Source organism: Sulfitobacter sp. TCYB15 (assembly GCF_040435955.1).
Classification (GTDB): domain Bacteria; phylum Pseudomonadota; class Alphaproteobacteria; order Rhodobacterales; family Rhodobacteraceae; genus Sulfitobacter; species Sulfitobacter pontiacus.
On record NZ_CP159193.1, the window covers coordinates 682294 to 700966 of the forward strand.

The 18673-nt window shown below is 60.3% G+C and carries 20 protein-coding genes; 12 read left to right on the plus strand and 8 right to left on the minus strand.

From position 1 onward, the window contains the following. Nucleotides 1-62 precede the first annotated feature (62 nt). Nucleotides 63-494 carry a large conductance mechanosensitive channel protein MscL gene (gene mscL, locus ABM428_RS03235; RefSeq protein ID WP_005851224.1) on the plus strand — a complete coding sequence of 144 codons (432 nt, stop codon included), beginning with the start codon at nucleotides 63-65 and terminating at the stop codon, nucleotides 492-494. Nucleotides 495-566: 72 nt separating this feature from the next. Here mscL and ald read toward each other — a convergent pair whose 3' ends face one another. Next, a complete protein-coding gene (ald, locus tag ABM428_RS03240; protein ID WP_132997517.1) occupies nucleotides 567-1685 on the minus strand; it encodes an alanine dehydrogenase in 1119 nt (372 codons plus the stop codon). 141 nt (nucleotides 1686-1826) lie between these two features. Here ald and ABM428_RS03245 point away from each other — a divergent pair, with 141 nt between their 5' ends. Next, the gene (locus ABM428_RS03245; protein WP_005851227.1) at nucleotides 1827-2288 is read left to right on the plus strand and encodes an Lrp/AsnC family transcriptional regulator; all 462 of its coding nucleotides are present in this window, start codon (nucleotides 1827-1829) and stop codon (nucleotides 2286-2288) included. Here the strand turns inward: ABM428_RS03245 and ABM428_RS03250 are convergent. Both ABM428_RS03250 and rpsU read right to left on the minus strand, forming a co-directional pair. Then, the gene (locus ABM428_RS03250) at nucleotides 2285-2935 is read right to left on the minus strand and encodes a hemolysin III family protein (protein WP_009825931.1); all 651 of its coding nucleotides are present in this window, start codon (nucleotides 2933-2935) and stop codon (nucleotides 2285-2287) included. The genes ABM428_RS03245 and ABM428_RS03250 overlap by 4 nt on opposite strands. A gap of 155 nt (nucleotides 2936-3090) precedes the next feature. Then, nucleotides 3091-3297, minus strand: coding sequence for a 30S ribosomal protein S21 (gene rpsU / locus ABM428_RS03255; protein WP_005851231.1), 207 nt, complete (start codon nucleotides 3295-3297; stop codon nucleotides 3091-3093). Between the two features lie 115 nt (nucleotides 3298-3412). On the opposite strand from rpsU, the gene ABM428_RS03260 reads away from it, so the two are divergent. The 4 genes from ABM428_RS03260 to ABM428_RS03275 all read left to right on the plus strand — a co-directional run bounded on the left by ABM428_RS03260 (nucleotide 3413) and on the right by ABM428_RS03275 (nucleotide 6586). Beyond that, nucleotides 3413-4111, plus strand: a complete 699-nt coding sequence (locus ABM428_RS03260; protein WP_005851232.1) for a COQ9 family protein — start codon at nucleotides 3413-3415, stop codon at nucleotides 4109-4111. 84 nt (nucleotides 4112-4195) lie between these two features. Beyond that, nucleotides 4196-4921, plus strand: a complete 726-nt coding sequence (locus ABM428_RS03265) for an energy-coupling factor ABC transporter ATP-binding protein (RefSeq protein ID WP_278374863.1) — start codon at nucleotides 4196-4198, stop codon at nucleotides 4919-4921. Next, entirely contained in the window at nucleotides 4896-5492 is a 597-nt protein-coding gene (locus tag ABM428_RS03270; RefSeq protein ID WP_037943106.1) for an energy-coupling factor transporter transmembrane protein EcfT, read from the plus strand. Before ABM428_RS03265 ends, ABM428_RS03270 begins: the two co-directional genes overlap by 26 nt. A gap of 101 nt (nucleotides 5493-5593) precedes the next feature. Then, a complete protein-coding gene (locus ABM428_RS03275) occupies nucleotides 5594-6586 on the plus strand; it encodes an NAD(P)H-quinone oxidoreductase (protein WP_037943108.1) in 993 nt (330 codons plus the stop codon). A 67-nt stretch (nucleotides 6587-6653) separates the two neighbouring features. On the opposite strand, the gene ABM428_RS03280 is transcribed toward ABM428_RS03275, so the two are convergent. Together ABM428_RS03280 and ABM428_RS03285 are read right to left on the minus strand one after the other, a co-directional pair. Beyond that, nucleotides 6654-9206 (minus strand): ATP-binding protein, encoded by a 2553-nt coding sequence (locus tag ABM428_RS03280; RefSeq protein WP_353628164.1) that lies wholly within the window; start codon nucleotides 9204-9206, stop codon nucleotides 6654-6656. A gap of 18 nt (nucleotides 9207-9224) precedes the next feature. Continuing rightward, a complete protein-coding gene (locus tag ABM428_RS03285; RefSeq protein ID WP_132997520.1) occupies nucleotides 9225-9704 on the minus strand; it encodes a molybdopterin-dependent oxidoreductase in 480 nt (159 codons plus the stop codon). A 213-nt stretch (nucleotides 9705-9917) separates the two neighbouring features. Here ABM428_RS03285 and ABM428_RS03290 point away from each other — a divergent pair, with 213 nt between their 5' ends. Continuing rightward, the gene (locus ABM428_RS03290) at nucleotides 9918-10538 is read left to right on the plus strand and encodes a response regulator (protein WP_005851242.1); all 621 of its coding nucleotides are present in this window, start codon (nucleotides 9918-9920) and stop codon (nucleotides 10536-10538) included. Here the strand turns inward: ABM428_RS03290 and ABM428_RS03295 are convergent. Then, nucleotides 10531-11175 (minus strand): ribonuclease T2, encoded by a 645-nt coding sequence (locus ABM428_RS03295; protein WP_132997521.1) that lies wholly within the window; start codon nucleotides 11173-11175, stop codon nucleotides 10531-10533. The genes ABM428_RS03290 and ABM428_RS03295 overlap by 8 nt on opposite strands. Before the next feature lie 128 nt (nucleotides 11176-11303). On the opposite strand from ABM428_RS03295, the gene ABM428_RS03300 reads away from it, so the two are divergent. The 4 genes from ABM428_RS03300 to aspS all read left to right on the plus strand — a co-directional run bounded on the left by ABM428_RS03300 (nucleotide 11304) and on the right by aspS (nucleotide 16747). Then, the gene (locus ABM428_RS03300; protein ID WP_009825939.1) at nucleotides 11304-12065 is read left to right on the plus strand and encodes a DUF1013 domain-containing protein; all 762 of its coding nucleotides are present in this window, start codon (nucleotides 11304-11306) and stop codon (nucleotides 12063-12065) included. Nucleotides 12066-12174: 109 nt separating this feature from the next. Further along, nucleotides 12175-13278, plus strand: a complete 1104-nt coding sequence (locus ABM428_RS03305; protein WP_005851247.1) for an endonuclease/exonuclease/phosphatase family protein — start codon at nucleotides 12175-12177, stop codon at nucleotides 13276-13278. 246 nt (nucleotides 13279-13524) lie between these two features. Next, nucleotides 13525-14703 carry a type III PLP-dependent enzyme gene (locus tag ABM428_RS03310; protein WP_132997522.1) on the plus strand — a complete coding sequence of 393 codons (1179 nt, stop codon included), beginning with the start codon at nucleotides 13525-13527 and terminating at the stop codon, nucleotides 14701-14703. A gap of 193 nt (nucleotides 14704-14896) precedes the next feature. After that, entirely contained in the window at nucleotides 14897-16747 is a 1851-nt protein-coding gene (gene aspS, locus ABM428_RS03315) for an aspartate--tRNA ligase (RefSeq protein ID WP_037943121.1), read from the plus strand. 118 nt (nucleotides 16748-16865) lie between these two features. Here the strand turns inward: aspS and ABM428_RS03320 are convergent, their stop codons facing one another. Further along, entirely contained in the window at nucleotides 16866-17027 is a 162-nt protein-coding gene (locus ABM428_RS03320) for a hypothetical protein (protein ID WP_240790834.1), read from the minus strand. 165 nt (nucleotides 17028-17192) lie between these two features. Between ABM428_RS03320 and ABM428_RS03325 the strand changes: the two genes are divergently transcribed. Further along, on the plus strand, nucleotides 17193-17918 hold the full coding sequence (locus tag ABM428_RS03325) for a GNAT family N-acetyltransferase (protein ID WP_132997524.1): 726 nt from the start codon (nucleotides 17193-17195) through the stop codon (nucleotides 17916-17918). Between the two features lie 7 nt (nucleotides 17919-17925). Here the strand turns inward: ABM428_RS03325 and ABM428_RS03330 are convergent, their stop codons facing one another. Continuing rightward, a complete protein-coding gene (locus ABM428_RS03330) occupies nucleotides 17926-18645 on the minus strand; it encodes a response regulator (protein ID WP_353628165.1) in 720 nt (239 codons plus the stop codon). Nucleotides 18646-18673 lie beyond the last annotated feature (28 nt).

Sequence of the window (18673 nt, forward strand, 5' to 3'; positions counted from 1 at the left end):
ACGCATGCGCAGTATGTCGTGCGACGTAGCAGACACGGCTTTCAATCATACGAGGGACAGACATGATTCAAGAATTCAAGGATTTCATTGCCAAGGGCAATGTTATGGACCTGGCAGTCGGTATCATTATCGGCGCGGCGTTTACGGCTATTGTGACCTCGCTGGTTAGCGATCTGATCAACCCTGTGATCGGTCTGGTCCTTGGCGGCGTTGATTTCACCAGCATGTATGTGGTGCTGTCTGGCGATGTGCCTGCGGGTACCGGTCTGGACGCGGCGCGCGAAACCGGCGCGGCGATCTTTGCCTATGGCGCGTTCATCACGGCCTGCATCAACTTCCTGATCATCGCTTTTGTGGTGTTCATGCTTGTCAAATCCGTCAACCGGCTGAAATCGCTGGCCGAACGCCCCGATGATGTCGCTCCCGAAGTGGCGACTGGCCCCAGCCAGTTGGACGTGCTGCTGCAAATTCGCGATGAGCTTGCCAAGAAGTAAGCGTTTCAACCGCGTGAAACGAAAAGGCCCGCAGGTGCACTGCGGGCCTTTTGCGTGGTGCGTAGGGGGGGGTTAACCGGCGATGGCCTGATCGGCGGTGATCGCCTCCATCCCGAGCGCTTCGGCCACGGCGGCGTAGGTCAGTTGACCTGCGTGCACGTTCAGACCTGCCTTGAGGTGGGGATCGTCGGCGCAGGCTTGCTTCCAGCCTTTATCCGCGAGTGCCAGCATGAACGGCATCGTGGCGTTGCCAAGCGCAATGGTCGATGTCCGCGCCACGGCACCGGGCATGTTGGCAACGCAGTAGTGCATGATGCCGTCCACTTCGTATACGGGGTCTTGGTGGGTGGTCGCTTTCGAGGTTTCAAAGCAGCCGCCTTGGTCAATCGCCACGTCCACCAGCGCCGCGCCGGGCTTGAGCTCGGACAGTTGCGCGCGGCTGATCAGCTTGGGGGCTGCGGCCCCGGGGATCAGGACGGCACCGATGATCATGTCGGCCTCGCGCGCCAGTTCGATCGTATTGCCCGCCGAGGCGTAAGAGGTGTTGAACACGCCGCCATAGATGTCATCCAGATAGCGCAGACGGGGCAGGGACCGGTCAAGCACGGTGACATCCGCGCCCATGCCAGCCGCAATCCGTGCGGCGTGGGTGCCGACAACACCGCCGCCGATCACGACCACACGCGCCGGACCAACGCCGGGGACGCCGCCCATCAGCACGCCGCGCCCGCCGTTGGCTTTTTGCAGCGTCCATGCGCCCACCTGCGGGGCCAGGCGACCCGCGACTTCGGACATTGGCGCAAGCAGCGGCAAGCCACCATTGCGGTCGGTGACGGTTTCATAGGCGATACAAGTCGCCCCGGAGGCAAGAAGATCCTTGGTCTGTTCGGGATCGGGGGCGAGGTGCAGATAGGTGAACAGGATCTGCCCTTCGCGCAGCATCTTGCGCTCGACCGCTTGGGGTTCCTTGACCTTGACGATCATGTCGGCGCTGTCGAAGACCTCTTGCGCGGTGGCAAGGATCGTCGCGCCTGCGTCGGTATAGGCGGCGTCATCAAAACCAGCGCCGATGCCGGCACCTGCTTCGATAACAACCTCATGTCCCTTGTTCACCGCCTCGTAAGCGGCATTCGGGGTCATGCCGACGCGGAATTCCTGTGGCTTGATTTCTTTGGGGCAACCGATTTTCATGAGTTCATCCTATTGAGGGTGCATTTGAATTACGGTACGCCCCTCGATACGCAATTGGGCACGGATTATGGGCCGTTATCCCCCTTGCTCTTCGAATACTCTGCTGCATATTGGTCATTTCACGCGAAAGTATTGCGCCACATGAGTCTAGACGACATCGATCGCCGCATCCTTACTGCCCTGCAACGCAACGGGCGGATGTCGAACTCTGACCTGTCGGAAAAGGTACATCTTTCGCCGTCGGCCTGTCACCGGCGCGTGCAGCGGCTGGAAGCCGAAGGGTATATCCGCGATTACGTCGCCCTGCTGAACCCGCGCAAGATGGGTGTCCCCACGACGGTGTTTGTCGAGATCACCCTACAAGGTCAAGCGGACGAGGTGCTGGACGCCTTTGAAAAGGCGGTTGCGCGTATTCCCGATGTGCTGGAATGCCACCTGATGGCGGGGGCCGCGGATTACCTGCTTAAGGTCGTGGCAGAAAATACCGAGGATTTCGCCCGCATCCATCGCCAGCATTTGGCGCGGTTGCCCGGTGTGGGGCAGATGCAATCCAGCTTTGCGCTGCGCACGGTGTGCAACACCACAGCGTTGCCAGTCGGTTAAATCGCGGAGGGAAACAGCGCCATCCAGATGCCCGCGAACATCGCGATGCCGCCGATATTGACCCAGGCGTGCCATGTCGCATAGCGAAAGCGCATGGCCCGGCGCACATAAAAGCCGACGCCGATAACATAGGCAAATGCCCCGCCGATGATGCACCAGAGTGTTGCCAGCGGCACCCCTGTCAGGTCCGGCAGCGCGCAAAGGCCAATGGCTCCTAGCCCCAGATAGGATGCGGTGGACCACTTGCCCTGAACCTGCGGGTCGGTGATCTTTTTGTACATCGCCACCAGCGCCAGCCCCCATGACACACAAAGCAGCGTGATCGTCCATGTCGTGCCGGCCTGCACGAAGAACGGCGTAAACGTGCCCGCGATACTGGGATAGATCGCCGCATGATCAATCCGCCGCATGAGTTTGCGCGCGTCATGCCATGGCGCGAAGTGGTAGGCGCAGGATGCAAGGTTTGATGCCAGCGCGCAAAGCACATAGACCACCACCGCGACCGTCACCGCCGTTTGCAGCGATGTGGCCGATTTCATCACCAACGCGCCGCCAGCCCCCAGAATCAGCGCAAGCCCCACAAGGTGGACGATCAGATCTGCCCGCCGGTGGATCGGGGCAACGCTGGGGTAGGTGGGCTGGGTCATGGTCTGTCCTGTCTCTGGCCGCTTTGCGATACGCTCTGCGGTCGGGTCCTGTCTACTGTACCCATGCGTCACCACGCGCGCAGCGGCAGACAAAAGAAAACCCCCGGCACCGAAAGGTAACGGGGGTTCGTATTCTTATGCGTCGCTTGGATGATTTACATCATGCCTTCGCGCTGCAATTTCTTCCGTGCCAGTTTGCGGCTACGGCGGATCGCTTCTGCTTTCTCGCGTGCTTTTTTCTCGGAAGGTTTCTCGAAATGCTGCTTAAGCTTCATTTCACGAAACACACCCTCGCGCTGAAGTTTTTTCTTCAGGGCGCGCAGCGCTTGATCGACGTTGTTATCGCGAACACTAACCTGCATGTGGTTTTCACCACCTTTCTAGTTTGAAGTTGCAAGGATTTGCAGGAACTGGCCATATAGCAACCGAAACCTATATTGTCTAGAGCAAAGCCAATCACCCCTTCAGGAGGCCGCTATGACGAACACGTCCCAGACACCGAAAGAACAGCTGCTGGATGCCGCGCTGATGCATGTCGCGTTTGACGGCTGGTCAGAGGCGACGTTCAAGGCTGCGGTCAGCGATACCGGCATGGACCCGACCGTCGCGCGTGCTGTCTGTCCGCGCGGTGCCGTCGACCTGGCCGTCGCCTATCACAAACGGGGCGATCAGCAGATGATCGACCGGATGAAGGCCGAAAACATGACCGAGATGAAATTCTCGGCCAAGGTGGCTGCTATGGTCCGCTTCCGTCTCGAAGCCGCCACGGACAAAGAGGCCGTGCGTCGTGGGACGACCCTGTTTGCCCTGCCGCAATATGCGCCCGAGGGGGCCAAACTGGTCTGGGGGACGGCGGATGCCATATGGGCTGCCTTGGGAGATACGTCCGAAGACGTGAACTGGTACACCAAACGCGCCACGCTGAGCGCGGTCTATTCCTCGACCGTGCTGTTCTGGCTGGGCGACACCAGCGAGGGCCACGCAGAGACATGGGCCTTCCTTGATCGGCGGATCGAGAATGTGATGCAGATCGAAAAGGTCAAGGCGCAGGTGAACAGCAGCCCGACGCTCAGCATGTTGATGGCCGGGCCCAACTGGTTGCTTTCCCATGTAAAAGCCCCCTCGCGCCTGAACCGTAGCGATCTTCCCGGTAGCTGGGGCAGCCCGCGACCCTAGGCTGGCTTTCCTCGCCAGACCAGACCTGCTAGGTGCTGCGGCGTCCGCATCCGGCGCGGGCGCGGCTTATTGGTACTCACGCATATGCACCCGTTTCTGATCGATCTGGACAAGGTTTCCTACACCCCCGAAGGAACCTCGGTGCTATGTGATGTGACACTGCAGGCATCCGAGCGGCGGATTGGTATTGTCGGGCGTAACGGGTCCGGTAAGACATCTCTGGCACGGGTGCTGGCGGGGCTGGTGGCCCCGTCGTCGGGCAAGCTGCGGATCAACGGCGTGGATGTGGTCAAGGATCGCAAGGCGGCGTTGCGGCAGGTCGGCATCCTGTTCCAGAACCCCGATCATCAGATTATCTTCCCCACGGTGGAAGAAGAGATCAGCTTTGGTCTGACCCAGCTGAAACACGCCCCAAAAGAGGCGGCGGAGAGAACGGCGGATATCCTCGCCCGCTTTAACCGCAGCCATTGGGCAAAGGCGGCGATCCATCAGCTATCTCAGGGGCAGCGGCAGCTGGTCTGTCTGATGTCGATCCTTGCCATGCAGCCGCGCCTGATCATCCTCGATGAACCTTTTGCGGGGCTTGATATCCCGACGATGATGCACCTCACGCGCGTGCTGCACGCAGTAGAGGCGCATCTGGTGCACATCACCCATGACCCCGCGCATCTGGCGACCTATGACCGGATGATCTGGATCGATCAGGGTCAGATCGTGCAGGACGGCGCGGTGCCTCAGGTGACCCAAGCCTTTGTGGCACAGATGCAAGAGATCGGGGAAAGCGATGATTTCACTCACCTCCCCGGTTGAGACCCGCGCCCACGGTTGGCCTGCGGGGGCAAAGCTGGCAGCGCTTTGCGTGGCGACGATGGGGCTATTCAGCCTGACCCACCCCGCGCTGCAGGCGGCGGCCTTGGCGGTGACCCTGCTGCTTTATGCGCTGCCGGGATGGCGGTTTTTCAAGGTGGGGCTGGCGCGCTTGCGGGTGCTGCTGCCCTTCGTTGTGCTGATCATGGTCTGGCATATCGTGACCCATGACATCATGGCGGGCGCGACCGTGACGTTGCGGATGATGACAGCGGTGGCGCTGGCGAATCTGGTGACCATGACGACCAAGCTGGCGCAGATGGTGGCTGTGGTGACATGGCTGACAACGCCGCTGCGCCGCCTTGGTATCCAGACCCGCGCAATCGAACTGGGCATCGCCCTCGTCATCCGCTTTACCCCCGTTCTGGCGCAAAAGGGCCAGTTGTTGGCGCAGTCATGGCGCGCGCGCTCCACCAAGCGGGTCGGCTGGCGGATGATCATCCCGTTTACCGTGCTGGCGATTGACGACGCCGAACATGTGGCCGAGGCCCTGCGTGCCCGTGGCGGGCTTTGATGTGAGGCCCTCCGCGGCCTGACGCCTGTCAGTTCGCATTGTGTGTGCCGAAAACCGTGCCTATGGTGCGGCAAATCAGATTTACGGAGGAGACGTAGTCGATGACAGAAACCATGCGTGCGATAGAGATCACCAAGGCCGGCGGACCCGAAGTGCTGCAACCCACCGACCGACCCATGCCGCAGCCGGCCCACGGGCAAGTGGTGATCAAAGTGGCCTATGCCGGTGTGAACCGCCCCGATGCGCTGCAACGCGCGGGCATGTATGCGCCGCCCCCCACTGCCAGCGATCTGCCCGGGCTTGAAGCCTCGGGCGTGGTGTCCGCCGTGGGTGAAGGCGTCAGCGGTTTGGCTGTCGGCGACAAGGTCTGCGCGCTGTTGCCCGGTGGCGGCTATGCGGAATATGTCGCGACGCCTGCGGCCCATTGTCTGCCGGTGCCCAAGGGCATGGACATGAAGGAAGCCGCCTGCTTGCCCGAAACATTCTTCACCGTCTGGTCCAACGTGTTCATGCGCGGTGGCCTGAAAGCGGGCGAACGGTTCTTGGTGCATGGCGGGTCGTCGGGCATCGGGACGACAGCGATCCAGCTGGCGCGCGAATTCGGCGCACGGGTTTTTGCCACGGCAGGGACCGACAGCAAATGCGACGCCTGCGCCAAACTTGGGGCTGAGGCGGCGATCAACTACCGTGACTCGGATTTCGTTGATGTGCTGAAAGCCGAGGGCGGGGCAGACCTGATCCTTGATATGGTCGGCGGCGACTACATCCCCCGCAACCTGCAAGCGCTGGCCGAAGACGGCCGTCTTGTGCAGATCGCCTTCCTCAGCGGGCCGAAGGTAGAGGTGAACTTTGCCACGCTGATGACACGCCGTCTGACGATGACCGGCAGCACCCTGCGTCCGCAAAGCGATCTGGCCAAGGCCAAGATCGCCGAAGAACTGCGCGAGAAGGTCTGGCCACTGCTGGACGCGGGCAAGATCGCACCGGTGATGGACAGCGAATACGCGTTCGAGGACGCGAGCGAGGCGCACGCCCGCATGGAGACAAGCGGCCATATCGGCAAGATCGTGTTGAAGGTTGACGCCAACGCCTAAGCGGCTGGCAATAATATGAGGCAAGGGGCGCTCTGATATCAGGGCGCCCTTTGTCGTTCAGGGGGCGTTACGCCGACAGGCGCGCCTCCCACGCATCTAGGGTTTCGGCCCATGCCGCGGGCACTTTGGCGACCTGATCACGGGCTTTATCCACGTCGCCCTGTTTGCAGTCATGCTCGATGGTGGCGAGCAGCGCGTGCATTCGCTCTGCGCCAAACATGCCGCACAACCCGGCAAGGTCGTGGGTCTTGCGTTGCAGATCGTCGCGGTCCTCGGCAGAGGCTAGGGGCGGCAATTGCCCCTCTACACGTTGCCGCAGATTGCCAATGCGATCGGCAAGCTTTTCAGGACCAAGCAGTTCGAACAATTCGTTTACCTGATTGGCGTTCAGCACCGGATGCTGCGGCTCGGCGTTCGTCGCTTCAGTCGCATCAGAGGCACCCTCAGCGGCGGGCATCACAAGCTCGCTTAGCGCGGTTTTCAGACGGCGCGTGTTGATGGGTTTTTGCAGAAAGCCGGTCATCCCGCCCGCGGTAAAGGCCGCGCGTTCGTTGGGCAGGGCGTGGGCGGTCACAGCCATGATCGGGGTATCGGCATTGGGCCCGCCTCCTTGAAGGATCACCTGCGTGGCCTGTAGCCCGCTCATCCCCGGCATCGAAATATCCATCAGGATCGCGTCAAACCTCTGTTCGGCCGCACGATCGATGCCTTCGGGGCCGCTGCTGGCAAGGGTGACCTCGTGACCCAGACGGCCCAGCATTGCCTTGAGCAGATCGCGGTTGATCTCGTTATCGTCGACGACCAGCAAGTTCATCGCGGGGGTGTCTTCGGTATCAAGCTGGGGTTGGGCGACGGGCTGCGGGGCTTCTGTCTGCACGAAGTCTGCTGGCAGTCGCACGATAAACCGCGCGCCTTTGCCAACCTCCGAGACGCAGGTGATCGTGCCGCCCAGACGGTGCACCAGCCGCCGCACGATGCCCAGCCCCAGACCGGTGCCCCCTGTGCGCCGTTCGTAGCGGCTGTCGAGCGATACGTAATCCTCGAAAATCCGCTTGAGGTCATCGGGCGGGATACCGGGGCCATTGTCTGCTACTTCGATATGTAGCATCGGCGCATTGTCCGTTTCCATGTCATAGGTCGCGCTAAGCACAATATCGTCGTCGGGGCTGAACTTGATCGCGTTGCTGATGAGGTTGACCAGAATCTGCTGCACCGCGCGCGGGTCTGTCAGGATGGGTGTGTCGGTCAGCCCGTCCTGATCCAGATGTAGCCGCGTGTCCGATGTCTTGGCCAGTGGCGTCATGGTGTTGACCATGCCGGCGGTCAGCGCGACCATATCACTGGCTTGCAACTCGTTGTCGTTGGTTTCGGCCTCACTGCGTTCGATGGCTAGCACGTCGTCGATATGGCCCAGCAGGATGTCACCGGATTTCAGCGCCGCTTCGACGTATTTGCGCTGTTCGGCGTCCAGCTTGTCGTCATGCAGCAAGTGGATGGCGGAGAGGATGCCGTTCAGCGGCGTGCGCATCTCGTGGCTCATCATCGCGAAGAAACGCGATTTTTCCTGATAGGCATCCAGCGCCTCGTCGCGGGCGCGGATGATCTCCTGCTCTTTTTGCAGTTTGTCGGTGATGTCGCGGATATAGGTGACGAAAACCGGCGCGTCGTTTGACCGCGCCAGCGACACGGAAAGTTCGACAGGGAAGATGCGGCCGGTGCCGTCGATCATCTCTGTCTCGTGACGGCCGGTTTCGGCCAGCCGCGTTTTGCCGGTCTCGTTAAAATGGGCGAGGTTATCCCGTTGGCGATGGCGCAGTTTAGGGGGGACCAGCAGTTCGATATAGCTGCGCCCAAGCGCATGATCGCGCGAGATGCTAAAGACCTCTTCGGCAGAGCCGTTGAAATCGATAATCTCGCCATCTACCGACAGCACCATCACCGCATCAAGCGAGGCGCGTAGCATGGTTTCAAGCTGCGAGTGGTTGCGTTCGACCTCGCGCGAGGCACGATTGAGCGTGATCGTCTGGCGCGACAGCCGGAGGATCGCCCCCAGCAGCGCAATGGTCACGGTCACCACGATCACCAGCAAGATCTCGATCAGCTGCGCGATCTCTTTGCGCTCGGCCTCTGCCGCTTTGGCGGCGAAGGAGATGGAGGCAAGCCCGATGTTGCGCGGCATATCCTCGACCGTGTCCAGCGCTTCCGACAGGGCGGGCACACCGGCGGCGAGCGCCTCATCGCTGCCGTCGATCAGGGGGATCTGTGTGTCCAGAACCGCTTGTATCTTCTGGATTTCGCGGGTCAGGTCGCCGCTTTGCTGTACGCGTTCGGCGACTTCGGTGCGGCTGTAGAAGATGTCGAACCGTTTGCGCAGGTTCGCCAGATCATTTTCGGCACCCGACCGTGCCTGTTCAACGGCACCATCCAGTTTGAGAAAGTCGATTTCGAGCTGCGAGAACACCCATTCGGCATGATCCTGCTGCGCGCTGCCAAGGGCGCGCACGCGGTCCCAGACGTTGAACGCCAGGTAACCGGCAAGCAGGATGCCGACCATCAGCGCCAGGGCAAGAATATATCTTACCCTGTTGCGCTGTGGGCCGTCCTGCATCAAATCGGCCATGGTGAACATGCCTTGCGGTTACTTGATCGCCAGCCGGTTCAACTGCCAGATAGAACGGCTATAGATCGTTTCTGTCTGGTACTTTACGTCGCTGTCATAGGGATAGACAATCCATAGCGGACCTTTCCCGCGGCGCGACATCTCTTTGTCGTTGTTGGCATAAGCGATGATCGGCCCGTCGGACACCGCATCCTCCATCGGGATTTCGACCGCATAGTCGTTGATCGCGGTTGCTTCGATCATACCTTCGGACACGTCCAGCGTGTCCATCAGATCCTTGAGCGATACGCCCTGAAAGGTCTGCGCGCCTTCGGTCCAGATGGTTTCGGTCTCGAAGCTGGACGACGGCAGTTCTTTCAGCTGCTCTATCGTATAGGTGTGTTCCATGTCGCCTGCGGTGACGGTCAGAACGGCGTCTTCTTGTGCACTCACAGCAGTGGCCAATGCGGCACCGCACAGTGCGGCGGTGATTGTCTTGGTGAAAGCTTGAAACGTCATAACTCGGTATCCTTCCCCTGTGTTTGTATATCAACCTTAGGTTAACGCCGTTTGGAGAGCGACTGAGATTAAGGGTATTCTTACTATACGAAGGTATAGCCGTCAAAAATTCGACACAGTTATCCTATCCTCATGTGTGCTATTATTCGCCCATAAGTTGGTCTACGACTACTTAAGCAGCATTGAGGTGGTGGCGAGGGAAGGAAAGAACTTATGGCATTACGGATACTGATTGCGGACGACCACGATATGGTCCGCGAAACGATTGCAATGTTTCTGGACGCCGATGGCGGGACAGAGACGGTTGCAGCAAGCGACCTGCCCGAAGCGATGGCCAAGATAGAGGCAGAGGGGCCGTTTGATCTGGTACTGCTCGACTATACGATGCCCGGCATGAAGGGGCTTGAGGCGCTGCCTAAGGTCATGAAAGCCAACGAGGAAAAGCCTGTCGGTCTGATTTCGGGCACGGCAACGCGGTTGATCGCGGAACAGGCGCTGGCCATGGGCGCGATCGGTTTCCTGCCCAAGACGCTGCCTGCGAAATCACTGGTCAACGCGGTCCGCTTTATGGCCGCGGGCGAGATTTACGCGCCCGTCAACTTTATGTCTGGCAAGGACGATCCCGAAGAAACCGACTTTGAAAAGGCCCTGTCGGAGCGGGAGCGTCAGGTTCTGCGCGGCTTGATGGAGGCGAAATCGAACAAGGAAATCGCCCGCGACCTAGAGTTGCAAGAGGTCACGATCAAGCTGCACGTCAAAACGCTGTGCCGCAAGCTGGACGCCCGCAACCGCACCGACGCCGCAATGATCGCACGTAGTGCGGGGTTTATCTGATCGGGGTAAACAGCGCGTCGTCCAGCGTGCAATCCTTGATCACGTCGCGCCCGCAAGGCACCGGCTGCAGCGTTTTTGACAGGCATAGACGCACTTCTTGAATGTAGCCGCTTTTGCAGGTGACGGTAACGCCATCGGCCTCCATCGTCGGGTTTGCTTTCAGAAATGCTTCCTCCACCACCGAGGCGGGCAGGCGGATGTCGCCCGTGACCTTGCGAAACACCGCGGGGCGGGTCACGGCATCATAGGCCTGACGCGACAGATCGAAATATCCGGTGGCAGACAGGCCGGTACAACTGCCGTGTTTCTTCCATTGATGCCACGCCAGACCGGGCGTTCCCATAATGTCAGCCATGGCGGCGGTCATGCCACGGGTGGGGGGCCGTTCGGCGGTGCGGCAGTAGGAGGGAAACCCCCGATGCAGCTGCGGCCAAAGCCCGTGCATGATCCAGCCGTGATCGTGGCGGGCGTCGCATTGCGCGGAATCGCGCGCATCGCCTTCCAGCGCACACCAGTTGGGCGACCAGCTAAGCGCCAGCACGTAATAGTCGAATTCCCCTGCAATTTCGCCCTTGGCCGCCACGGGGCGGGGCATCGGGGCCAGCAACAGACACAGGCACAGGATCAGCAATCGCATTGAGGTCTTTCCTTATTTTGCCGGTCCGAGTATAAGGCGTTCAAGTTCCCCCACAATGGAAACCGTTCTGCCCCGCAGGACAGCCTATTTCAGGCGACGGGGAAAGTGCGTTTTAAGGAGAGACCGACATGGCAAAACCGATTATGGCCCGCGCCACTGCCGTATGGCTGGTGGACAACACAACCTTGAGCTTCAAACAGATCGCGGATTTCGTGGAAATGCACGAGCTTGAAGTGCAGGGCATCGCGGATGGTGACGTGGCGCAAGGCGTGAAGGGCTTTGACCCGATTGCCAACAACCAGCTGACCGAAGAAGAGATCGAAAAAGGGCAGGCGAACCCGCTGCACAAGCTCAAGCTCAAGTTCAACGCGTCTGCCCAAGGCGAAGAGAAACGTCGCGGCCCGCGCTATACGCCGCTGTCCAAACGTCAGGACCGCCCCGCATCGATCTACTGGCTGGTCAAGTTCCACCCCGAACTCTCCGACGGTCAGGTCAGCAAGCTGGTCGGCACCACCAAGCCAACCATTCAGGCGATCCGCGAGCGGACGCACTGGAACATTGCGAACATCCAACCGATCGATCCCGTGGCTTTGGGGCTGTGCAAACAGTCCGAACTGGACGCCGCCGTCCAGAAAGCCGCTGCCAAGAAAGCCGCCGAAGGTGGCTTGATGACCGATGACGAACGCCGCCGTCTGGTCAGCACCGAACAATCGCTTGGCATGGATACGGAACCGAAGATGCCGACCTCTATCGAAGGTCTGGAAACGTTCACCCTGTCCGGCAACCCTGCGGATGACGAAGAAAAAGACCACGGCGACTATTCTGACGCCGACAGTTTCTTCAAGCTGCCCGAGGGCGGTTCCGACGCGGATGAAGACGACGACAAGTAATCCGGTTCCGCCCTTCTGGCGGCTTCGGAACAAATCCGCTTAACCTCGTGTTGAGCTAGGGGTGCAGGGCAACCGCTCTGCGCCCCTTTTTTTGACGTAGGGGGCATGCATGCTGGCGACGATACTACTCGGTCTGTTTTGGGGCGTTGTCGCACTCGTTGCTGCGATCAGCGTGCTTCCCTTTAGCAAGATACCGCACGGCGCGATCCGGGGGATGGCATTCCCCCGTGAGCAGCTGTTCGTGTTGACCGTGGCGCTGGCTGCCGTGGCGCTGGTGTTTCTTGAACCTGACCATCGCAACCCGGCGCTGGCGATCCTCGCTGTGATTGCGGCGATCCACACGGGCTACATCCTGAAGTTCACGCCGCTTTGGCCGCGCCAATCCGTGGATGCGACCGAGGCACAGGCCGCTGATGCGGAAAACCGTGTCACCATCCTTGCGTCAAACGTGAAACAATCCAATCGCCAGTATCAGCGTCTGATCGACCTGATCCGCACCGAAGACCCCGATATCGCCGCCGCGCTTGAGGTGGACCCAGACTGGGTCGACGCGCTTTATGACGCGCTGAAAGACCAGTACCCGCATTGGGTGAAAGTGCCCAAGGATAACTCCTATGGCGTGGTCATGATGTCCAAGATGGAGCCGTCAGAGACTCAGGTGCGCGACCTGTTGGTCGATGATGTGCCGTCGATCCGGACCAAGGTGGCGATGCCGTCAGGGCGGATGTGGCGTTTGTATATCGTGCACCCCGAACCCCCCGTGCCCTATCACGACACCAAGGGCCGCGACGGAGAGATCGCGCTGGTCGGGATCGAAGCGAGCAAGGACGATCTGCCCGCGATCGTGACTGGTGATCTGAACGACGTTGCTTGGTCCACCACCACCCGTCGGTTTCAGCGGCTGTCGGGGCTGCTTGATCCACGGGTCGGACGTGGCTTCTATAACACATTCCATGCGGGTATTGCCGTCATGCGCTGGCCCCTTGACCACCTATTCCATGATGCAGAGTTCCGCCTGATCCGTATGTCGCGCTTGCCCAATATCGGGTCCGACCACTTCCCGATCCTGTTCTCGCTTGCCCTGACAGGGGAGCCTCAGTCGAATTCCACGCCCGAACAAAGCGACGCCGAAGAGCGCGCCGAGGTGCGGGAAATGGCAGCCGAAGAACGCGAAAAGGACCGCGAAGCCATCGGTACGGATTGGGAAAAATAGCCCCGATCCGTCACCGCTCACCGGTACGCAGCGCTTTGCGTGCCTCCTTGAAAAACGAATTGTCGTATCAAGTATTTTGCCACTTGCGCGAATCTGAAAACAGCGTAAATGCGCGCTTACAGACGCCAACGCACGCGCCTCTGGCCGGTCCGTCTGTCCGCGGATTGACCCCGCGCCTATGCAGCGACGGTAACGTCTCTTGAAACGACATGTTAGGGTACTCCCGCCCTTCCTTGCTCTTTGGAGATGACCATGAACGCCACAGCTACCGCCACCGTGAACACATCCGCAGCATCGAACTATGACGAAGCGGCTGATTACATCTGGAACAACAGCTTCGACAAACCGACTCTCGTCGTCAGCCGCGCCCGTGTGGGTGTGCAATACGACTCGCTGCAAGCCGGCCTGGGCGATGCGCGAATCCACTATGCGGTAAAGGCGAACCCCGCCCCCGAGATCATTCGTATGCTGGTCGAACGCGGTTCGGGCTTTGATGCGGCGTCGCGTCAGGAGATCGAGCTGTGTCTGTCCCAAGGGGCGGATCCTGCGAAAATCTCTTTTGGCAACACCATCAAACGCGGCGTTGATATCGCTTTTGCCCATTCCATCGGGGTGACCATGTTTGCCGCCGACTGCGAGGCAGAGCTCGACAAAATCGCAGAGCACGCCCCCGGCGCGCGCGTCTATATCCGTCTGATCGTCGAGAATTCCATGGCGGACTGGCCGCTGACCCGCAAGTTCGGCTGCGCGGGCTCGCTGCTGCCAAGCCTGCTGGAGTACACCAAATCCGTGGGTCTCGTGCCTTATGGTCTGTCGTTTCACGTCGGTTCGCAAACCCGTCGCGCCGAATACTGGCACCCCGTTCTGGATCAGGTCGCCCCGCTATGGCACGCTGCGAAAGAAGCAGGGCACGACCTGCAACTGCTGAACATCGGCGGCGGTTTTCCTGCCTATCACGGTGATCCGGTGGATGCGCCGCGCGGCTATGCCGCCGCAGTCGTTACCGCTGTCAAAGAACGCTTTGGCGAGATTCCGGTCCTGATGGCAGAGCCGGGCCGCGGCATGGTCGCAGAGGCAGGGCATATCGCGGCCGAAGTGTTGCTGGTGTCGCGCAAATCGGCAGAGGCGGCGCGCCGTTGGGTGTATCTGGATATCGGGCGTTTTTCCGGTCTGGCCGAAACCGAGGGCGAGGCGATCCGCTATCAGTTTGTGACCCCGCATGACGGCAAGCCCGTCGGCCCCTGCGTGCTTGCTGGCCCGTCCTGCGACAGTGCCGATGTGCTTTATGAAAAAAATCCGGTTGACCTTCCACTTGACCTAAGGGACGGTGACAAAGTCATGATCAAGAACTGCGGCGCTTACACAAGCTCGTACAGTTCGGTCGGCTTTAACGGGTTTCCGCCGCTTGATGTATTGGTCCTGTAAGAGGATCATCAACGTCGCGCGGGAAGGGCCGTCTGCTTTGGGAGGAGCAGGCGGCCCATCTATTTTCAGCCCTATGGTTTAACGCGGGGGTTTTACCCGCGGTTTGTGCCGTTTTTACGGGAAACTCTTGACTTCCGCGGCCCCAAACGGTGTACCTGCCCCGAACAATTCTAGCCCTCGAAAGGGACCCGTCATGCACGCATATCGCAGCCATACATGCGCCGATCTGAGCAAGGAAAACGTTGGCGACAAGGTTCGCCTGTCCGGGTGGGTGCACCGTGTGCGCGACCACGGTGGTATCCTGTTTATCGACCTGCGCGACCATTACGGCATGACCCAAGTGCTGTGCGACCCTGATTCCCCCGTCTTTGCCGAGGTGGAAAAGGTGCGGTCCGAATGGTGTATCCGCATCGATGGCGAGGTAAAGGCCCGCGACGCCGATCTGGTCAACACCAAGATCCCCACCGGCGAGATCGAAGTTTTCGTGCGCGACATCGAAGTGCTGGGGCCCGCGAAAGAACTGCCTTTGCAGGTTTTTGGCGATCAGGAATATCCCGAGGAAACCCGCCTACGCTATCGCTACCTCGATCTGCGTCGCGAAAAAATGCAGGACAACATGGTGCTGCGGTCCGATGTTGTGTCGTCGATCCGCAAGCGCATGTGGGACCAGAACTTCAAAGAATTCCAGACGCCGATCATCACCGCGTCTTCCCCCGAAGGGGCGCGCGACTTCCTCGTGCCATCGCGTCTGCACCCGGGCAAGTTCTACGCTTTGCCGCAGGCCCCGCAACAGTTCAAACAGCTGCTGATGGTGTCCGGCTTTGACAAGTATTTCCAGATCGCGCCGTGTTTCCGGGACGAAGATCCGCGCGCTGACCGGTCGCCCACCGATTTCTACCAGCTCGACCTCGAGATGTCCTTTGTCGAACAGCAAGACGTGTTCGACACCATCCAGCCCGTGCTGACCGGCATTTTCGAAGAATTCGGCGGCGGCAAGGCGGTGGATCAGGAATGGCCGCAAATCTCTTATAAAGATGCGGCGCTGTGGTATGGCTCTGACAAGCCTGACCTGCGCAACCCGATCAAGATGCAGGTCGTGTCCGACCATTTCCGCGACTCCGGCTTTGCGATCTTCGCGAAACTGCTGGAACAGGAAGGCACCGAAATCCGCGCCATTCCCGCGCCCACAGGCGGCAGCCGCAAGTTCTGCGACCGCATGAACGCCTTTGCGCAAAAAGAAGGGCTGCCCGGCATGGGCTATATCTTCTGGCGCGAGAAAACCGCCGACAGCGTGGCACAGGAACTGGGCATCACGGTGAAAGAAGCCCAAGCCAAGCTGAAAGCCGGTGAGGTCGAAGGTGGCATGGAAGCAGCGGGCCCGCTGGCCAAGAACATCGGGCCAGAGCGTACCGAGGCGATCCGCCAGCAATTGGGTCTGGACGTGGGCGATGCGGCGTTCTTCCTTGGTGGCAAGCCCAAGTCCTTCGAAGGTGTCGCGGGCCGTGCCCGTAACGTTATCGGTGCCGAATTGGGTCTGACGGACGAAAACCGTTTCGCCTTTGCCTGGATCGTCGATTTCCCGATCTACGAGAAAGACGAAGAAACCGGCAAGATCGACTTTGAACACAACCCGTTCTCTATGCCACAGGGTGGGATGGACGCGCTGATGGGCGATCCGCTTGAGGTGCTTGGCTATCAGTATGACCTTGCGTGCAACGGCTACGAACTGGTGTCTGGCGCCATCCGGAACCACAAGCCAGAGATCATGTTCAAGGCGTTCGAAATCGCAGGCTATGGCAAGGACGAAGTCGAAAAGCGGTTCGGCGGCATGGTGAACGCGTTCCAATACGGTGCCCCGCCCCACGGTGGGTGTGCGGCCGGTATCGACCGGATCGTCATGTTGCTGGCGGAAGAGGCGAACATCCGCGAGGTGATCCTCTTCCCGATGAACCAGCGCGCCGAAGACCTGATGATGAACGCGCCAAGCGAACCACAGTCGGATCAGTTGATGGAACTGGGTCTGCGGGTCATCCCGCAGGACTAAGCCCTGCAACATACCCATAGAAAAGCCCGCCTTGGATATGCCAAAGGCGGGCTTTTTCGTTTGAATCTCGTGGTGTCGGGCGGGGGCGGTCAATGTCAGGCAGGCCTGCGCCCAAAGGTCAGAAACCGGCTTGCGCAACTTCTACCACAGTCTGCGCGCCAAAGTCGCGCGCATGGGCAAAAGCCAGTGCCACGATCGCCACACCCACCACATTTGCCGCAAAGACTGTCCAGTCGAAACTGGTTTCCTTGGCGTAGATGCGGTGCAGTTTGGTGAACATGATGTGCCCCTTGGGATGGGTGACGTGGGTGGGTTGGTGGTTGCGGATGCCATCAGCCTCGCAGGCGTTTGTGGCAAAAACAGGACCTTTCTGCGCTCCAGATTGGGTGATGTCATATGACATTCGGGTCTTGGCGCTGACAGCGCTTGGCCTTAACGTAAGCGCATGAAACAAGATGACCAGCCCCCCGGCCCACTTGGTGCCCCTGTTGCAGATTTTTCCGTCCCGCCGCGCCCGCCGCGGACGGTGATGACGGGCCGCTACGCCCAGCTTGAACCGCTGAACGCCGAGGCCCACGCCGCCCTGCTGTTCCGCGCCTTTGAAGGGCAGGATCAGCTTTGGCATTATATGTATGACGGGCCGTTCTCATCCTCTGCTCAGTTTCACCGCTGGGTGCGCGAGGTTGAAACCAAAGACGACCCGCTCTTCTATGCGATCAAGAACCTAGAGACTGGGCATATCGAAGGGGTGGCAAGCTATCTGCGCATCGCGCCAGAGGCCGGATCGATAGAGGTCGGGTCAATCACCTTTGGGCCCGCGTTGCAGCGCACGCGGGCGGCGACGGATGCCATGTATCTGATGATGAAATGGGCATTCGAGGCGGGATACCGTCGGTATGAATGGAAGTGTAACGCGCTGAACATGCCGTCGCGCCGTGCCGCGCAACGCTTGGGCTTCAGCTACGAAGGCATCTTCCGGCAGGCGGCTGTCGTTAAAGGGCGCAACCGCGATACGGCTTGGTTTGCGGCGATTGACGCCGAATGGCCGGGCCTGCGCGAAGCCTTCGAGGCGTGGCTTTCCCCTGCCAACTTTGACGCAGAGGGCAAGCAGCGCGAACGGTTGGGCGATCTGACCAGCCTCGTGCGGGTGTCCAGTGACCCGCTGACGTGACCCGCGACTAGATCGCGATCTGCCGCATCAGGCGTTGGCGCAAGACCGACCGGATCACCCGTTGTTCTTCGATAGCAGGCAGGCCTAAGGTACTGCGTGCTGCCAGCGCTGTCGCCGCCTGTTCCAGTGCTGCGTCCCGCGCACTGCGCGCCACGCCGGTCAGAAACTGCGCGACATATTCCAGCGTCTGAGGCGTACAGGGGCCGGACAGAACGTCATACATATGCGCCATGTCATCCTGCAACGCGATAGTGTCGGGCGTGATCGTTTCATCGGCAAGCACGGACAGTCCCAGCGGACGGTGATGCTGCGGCAGGGCGGCCAGCACGACCTGTTGAAACTGTGACAAAGACTGCAACGGTTTGCTCATGAAACGGTCTGCCCCTGCGGCCAGCGCATCCGCCGCCAGGTGGGTGTCCCCCGAAATCGCCAGTAGCGCATCCACGCGGGGCTGCGATTGTGCCAGTTCCGCAATCAGATCAATGCCGTTCCCGTCTGGTAACCCCAGATCGGCAATCACGATCGACGGGCGGTAGACCTGCAAATGCCGCCGCGCCGCGCGCAGGCTGTCGGCCCGTCTGATCCGCGCGCCAGAGCGGAGACAGAGCAGGCGCATCGCCTCGCAGGCAAAGCGGCTGTCTTCGATCACCAGAACGGTAAGGCCCAAAAGCGGGCGGTCGGCCGTGGGGGCGGGCAGGCTTTGGGCCTGATGTTCAAGCGTATCCATGATTCCTCCGTTATGCTTTGTGGGTGAC

Bases quoted from the DNA above. Each gene is read 5' to 3' on its own strand.
- mscL (WP_005851224.1), top strand. From the start codon at position 63: ATGATTCAAGAATTCAAGGATTTCATTGCCAAGGGCAATGTTATGGAC.
- ald (WP_132997517.1), bottom strand. From the start codon at position 1,685: ATGAAAATCGGTTGCCCCAAAGAAATCAAGCCACAGGAATTCCGCGTC.
- ABM428_RS03245 (WP_005851227.1), top strand. From the start codon at position 1,827: ATGAGTCTAGACGACATCGATCGCCGCATCCTTACTGCCCTGCAACGC.
- ABM428_RS03250 (WP_009825931.1), bottom strand. From the start codon at position 2,935: ATGACCCAGCCCACCTACCCCAGCGTTGCCCCGATCCACCGGCGGGCA.
- rpsU (WP_005851231.1), bottom strand. From the start codon at position 3,297: ATGCAGGTTAGTGTTCGCGATAACAACGTCGATCAAGCGCTGCGCGCC.
- ABM428_RS03260 (WP_005851232.1), top strand. From the start codon at position 3,413: ATGACGAACACGTCCCAGACACCGAAAGAACAGCTGCTGGATGCCGCG.
- ABM428_RS03265 (WP_278374863.1), top strand. From the start codon at position 4,196: ATGCACCCGTTTCTGATCGATCTGGACAAGGTTTCCTACACCCCCGAA.
- ABM428_RS03270 (WP_037943106.1), top strand. From the start codon at position 4,896: ATGATTTCACTCACCTCCCCGGTTGAGACCCGCGCCCACGGTTGGCCT.
- ABM428_RS03275 (WP_037943108.1), top strand. From the start codon at position 5,594: ATGACAGAAACCATGCGTGCGATAGAGATCACCAAGGCCGGCGGACCC.
- ABM428_RS03280 (WP_353628164.1), bottom strand. From the start codon at position 9,206: ATGGCCGATTTGATGCAGGACGGCCCACAGCGCAACAGGGTAAGATAT.
- ABM428_RS03285 (WP_132997520.1), bottom strand. From the start codon at position 9,704: ATGACGTTTCAAGCTTTCACCAAGACAATCACCGCCGCACTGTGCGGT.
- ABM428_RS03290 (WP_005851242.1), top strand. From the start codon at position 9,918: ATGGCATTACGGATACTGATTGCGGACGACCACGATATGGTCCGCGAA.
- ABM428_RS03295 (WP_132997521.1), bottom strand. From the start codon at position 11,175: ATGCGATTGCTGATCCTGTGCCTGTGTCTGTTGCTGGCCCCGATGCCC.
- ABM428_RS03300 (WP_009825939.1), top strand. From the start codon at position 11,304: ATGGCAAAACCGATTATGGCCCGCGCCACTGCCGTATGGCTGGTGGAC.
- ABM428_RS03305 (WP_005851247.1), top strand. From the start codon at position 12,175: ATGCTGGCGACGATACTACTCGGTCTGTTTTGGGGCGTTGTCGCACTC.
- ABM428_RS03310 (WP_132997522.1), top strand. From the start codon at position 13,525: ATGACCATGAACGCCACAGCTACCGCCACCGTGAACACATCCGCAGCA.
- aspS (WP_037943121.1), top strand. From the start codon at position 14,897: ATGCACGCATATCGCAGCCATACATGCGCCGATCTGAGCAAGGAAAAC.
- ABM428_RS03320 (WP_240790834.1), bottom strand. From the start codon at position 17,027: ATGTTCACCAAACTGCACCGCATCTACGCCAAGGAAACCAGTTTCGAC.
- ABM428_RS03325 (WP_132997524.1), top strand. From the start codon at position 17,193: ATGAAACAAGATGACCAGCCCCCCGGCCCACTTGGTGCCCCTGTTGCA.
- ABM428_RS03330 (WP_353628165.1), bottom strand. From the start codon at position 18,645: ATGGATACGCTTGAACATCAGGCCCAAAGCCTGCCCGCCCCCACGGCC.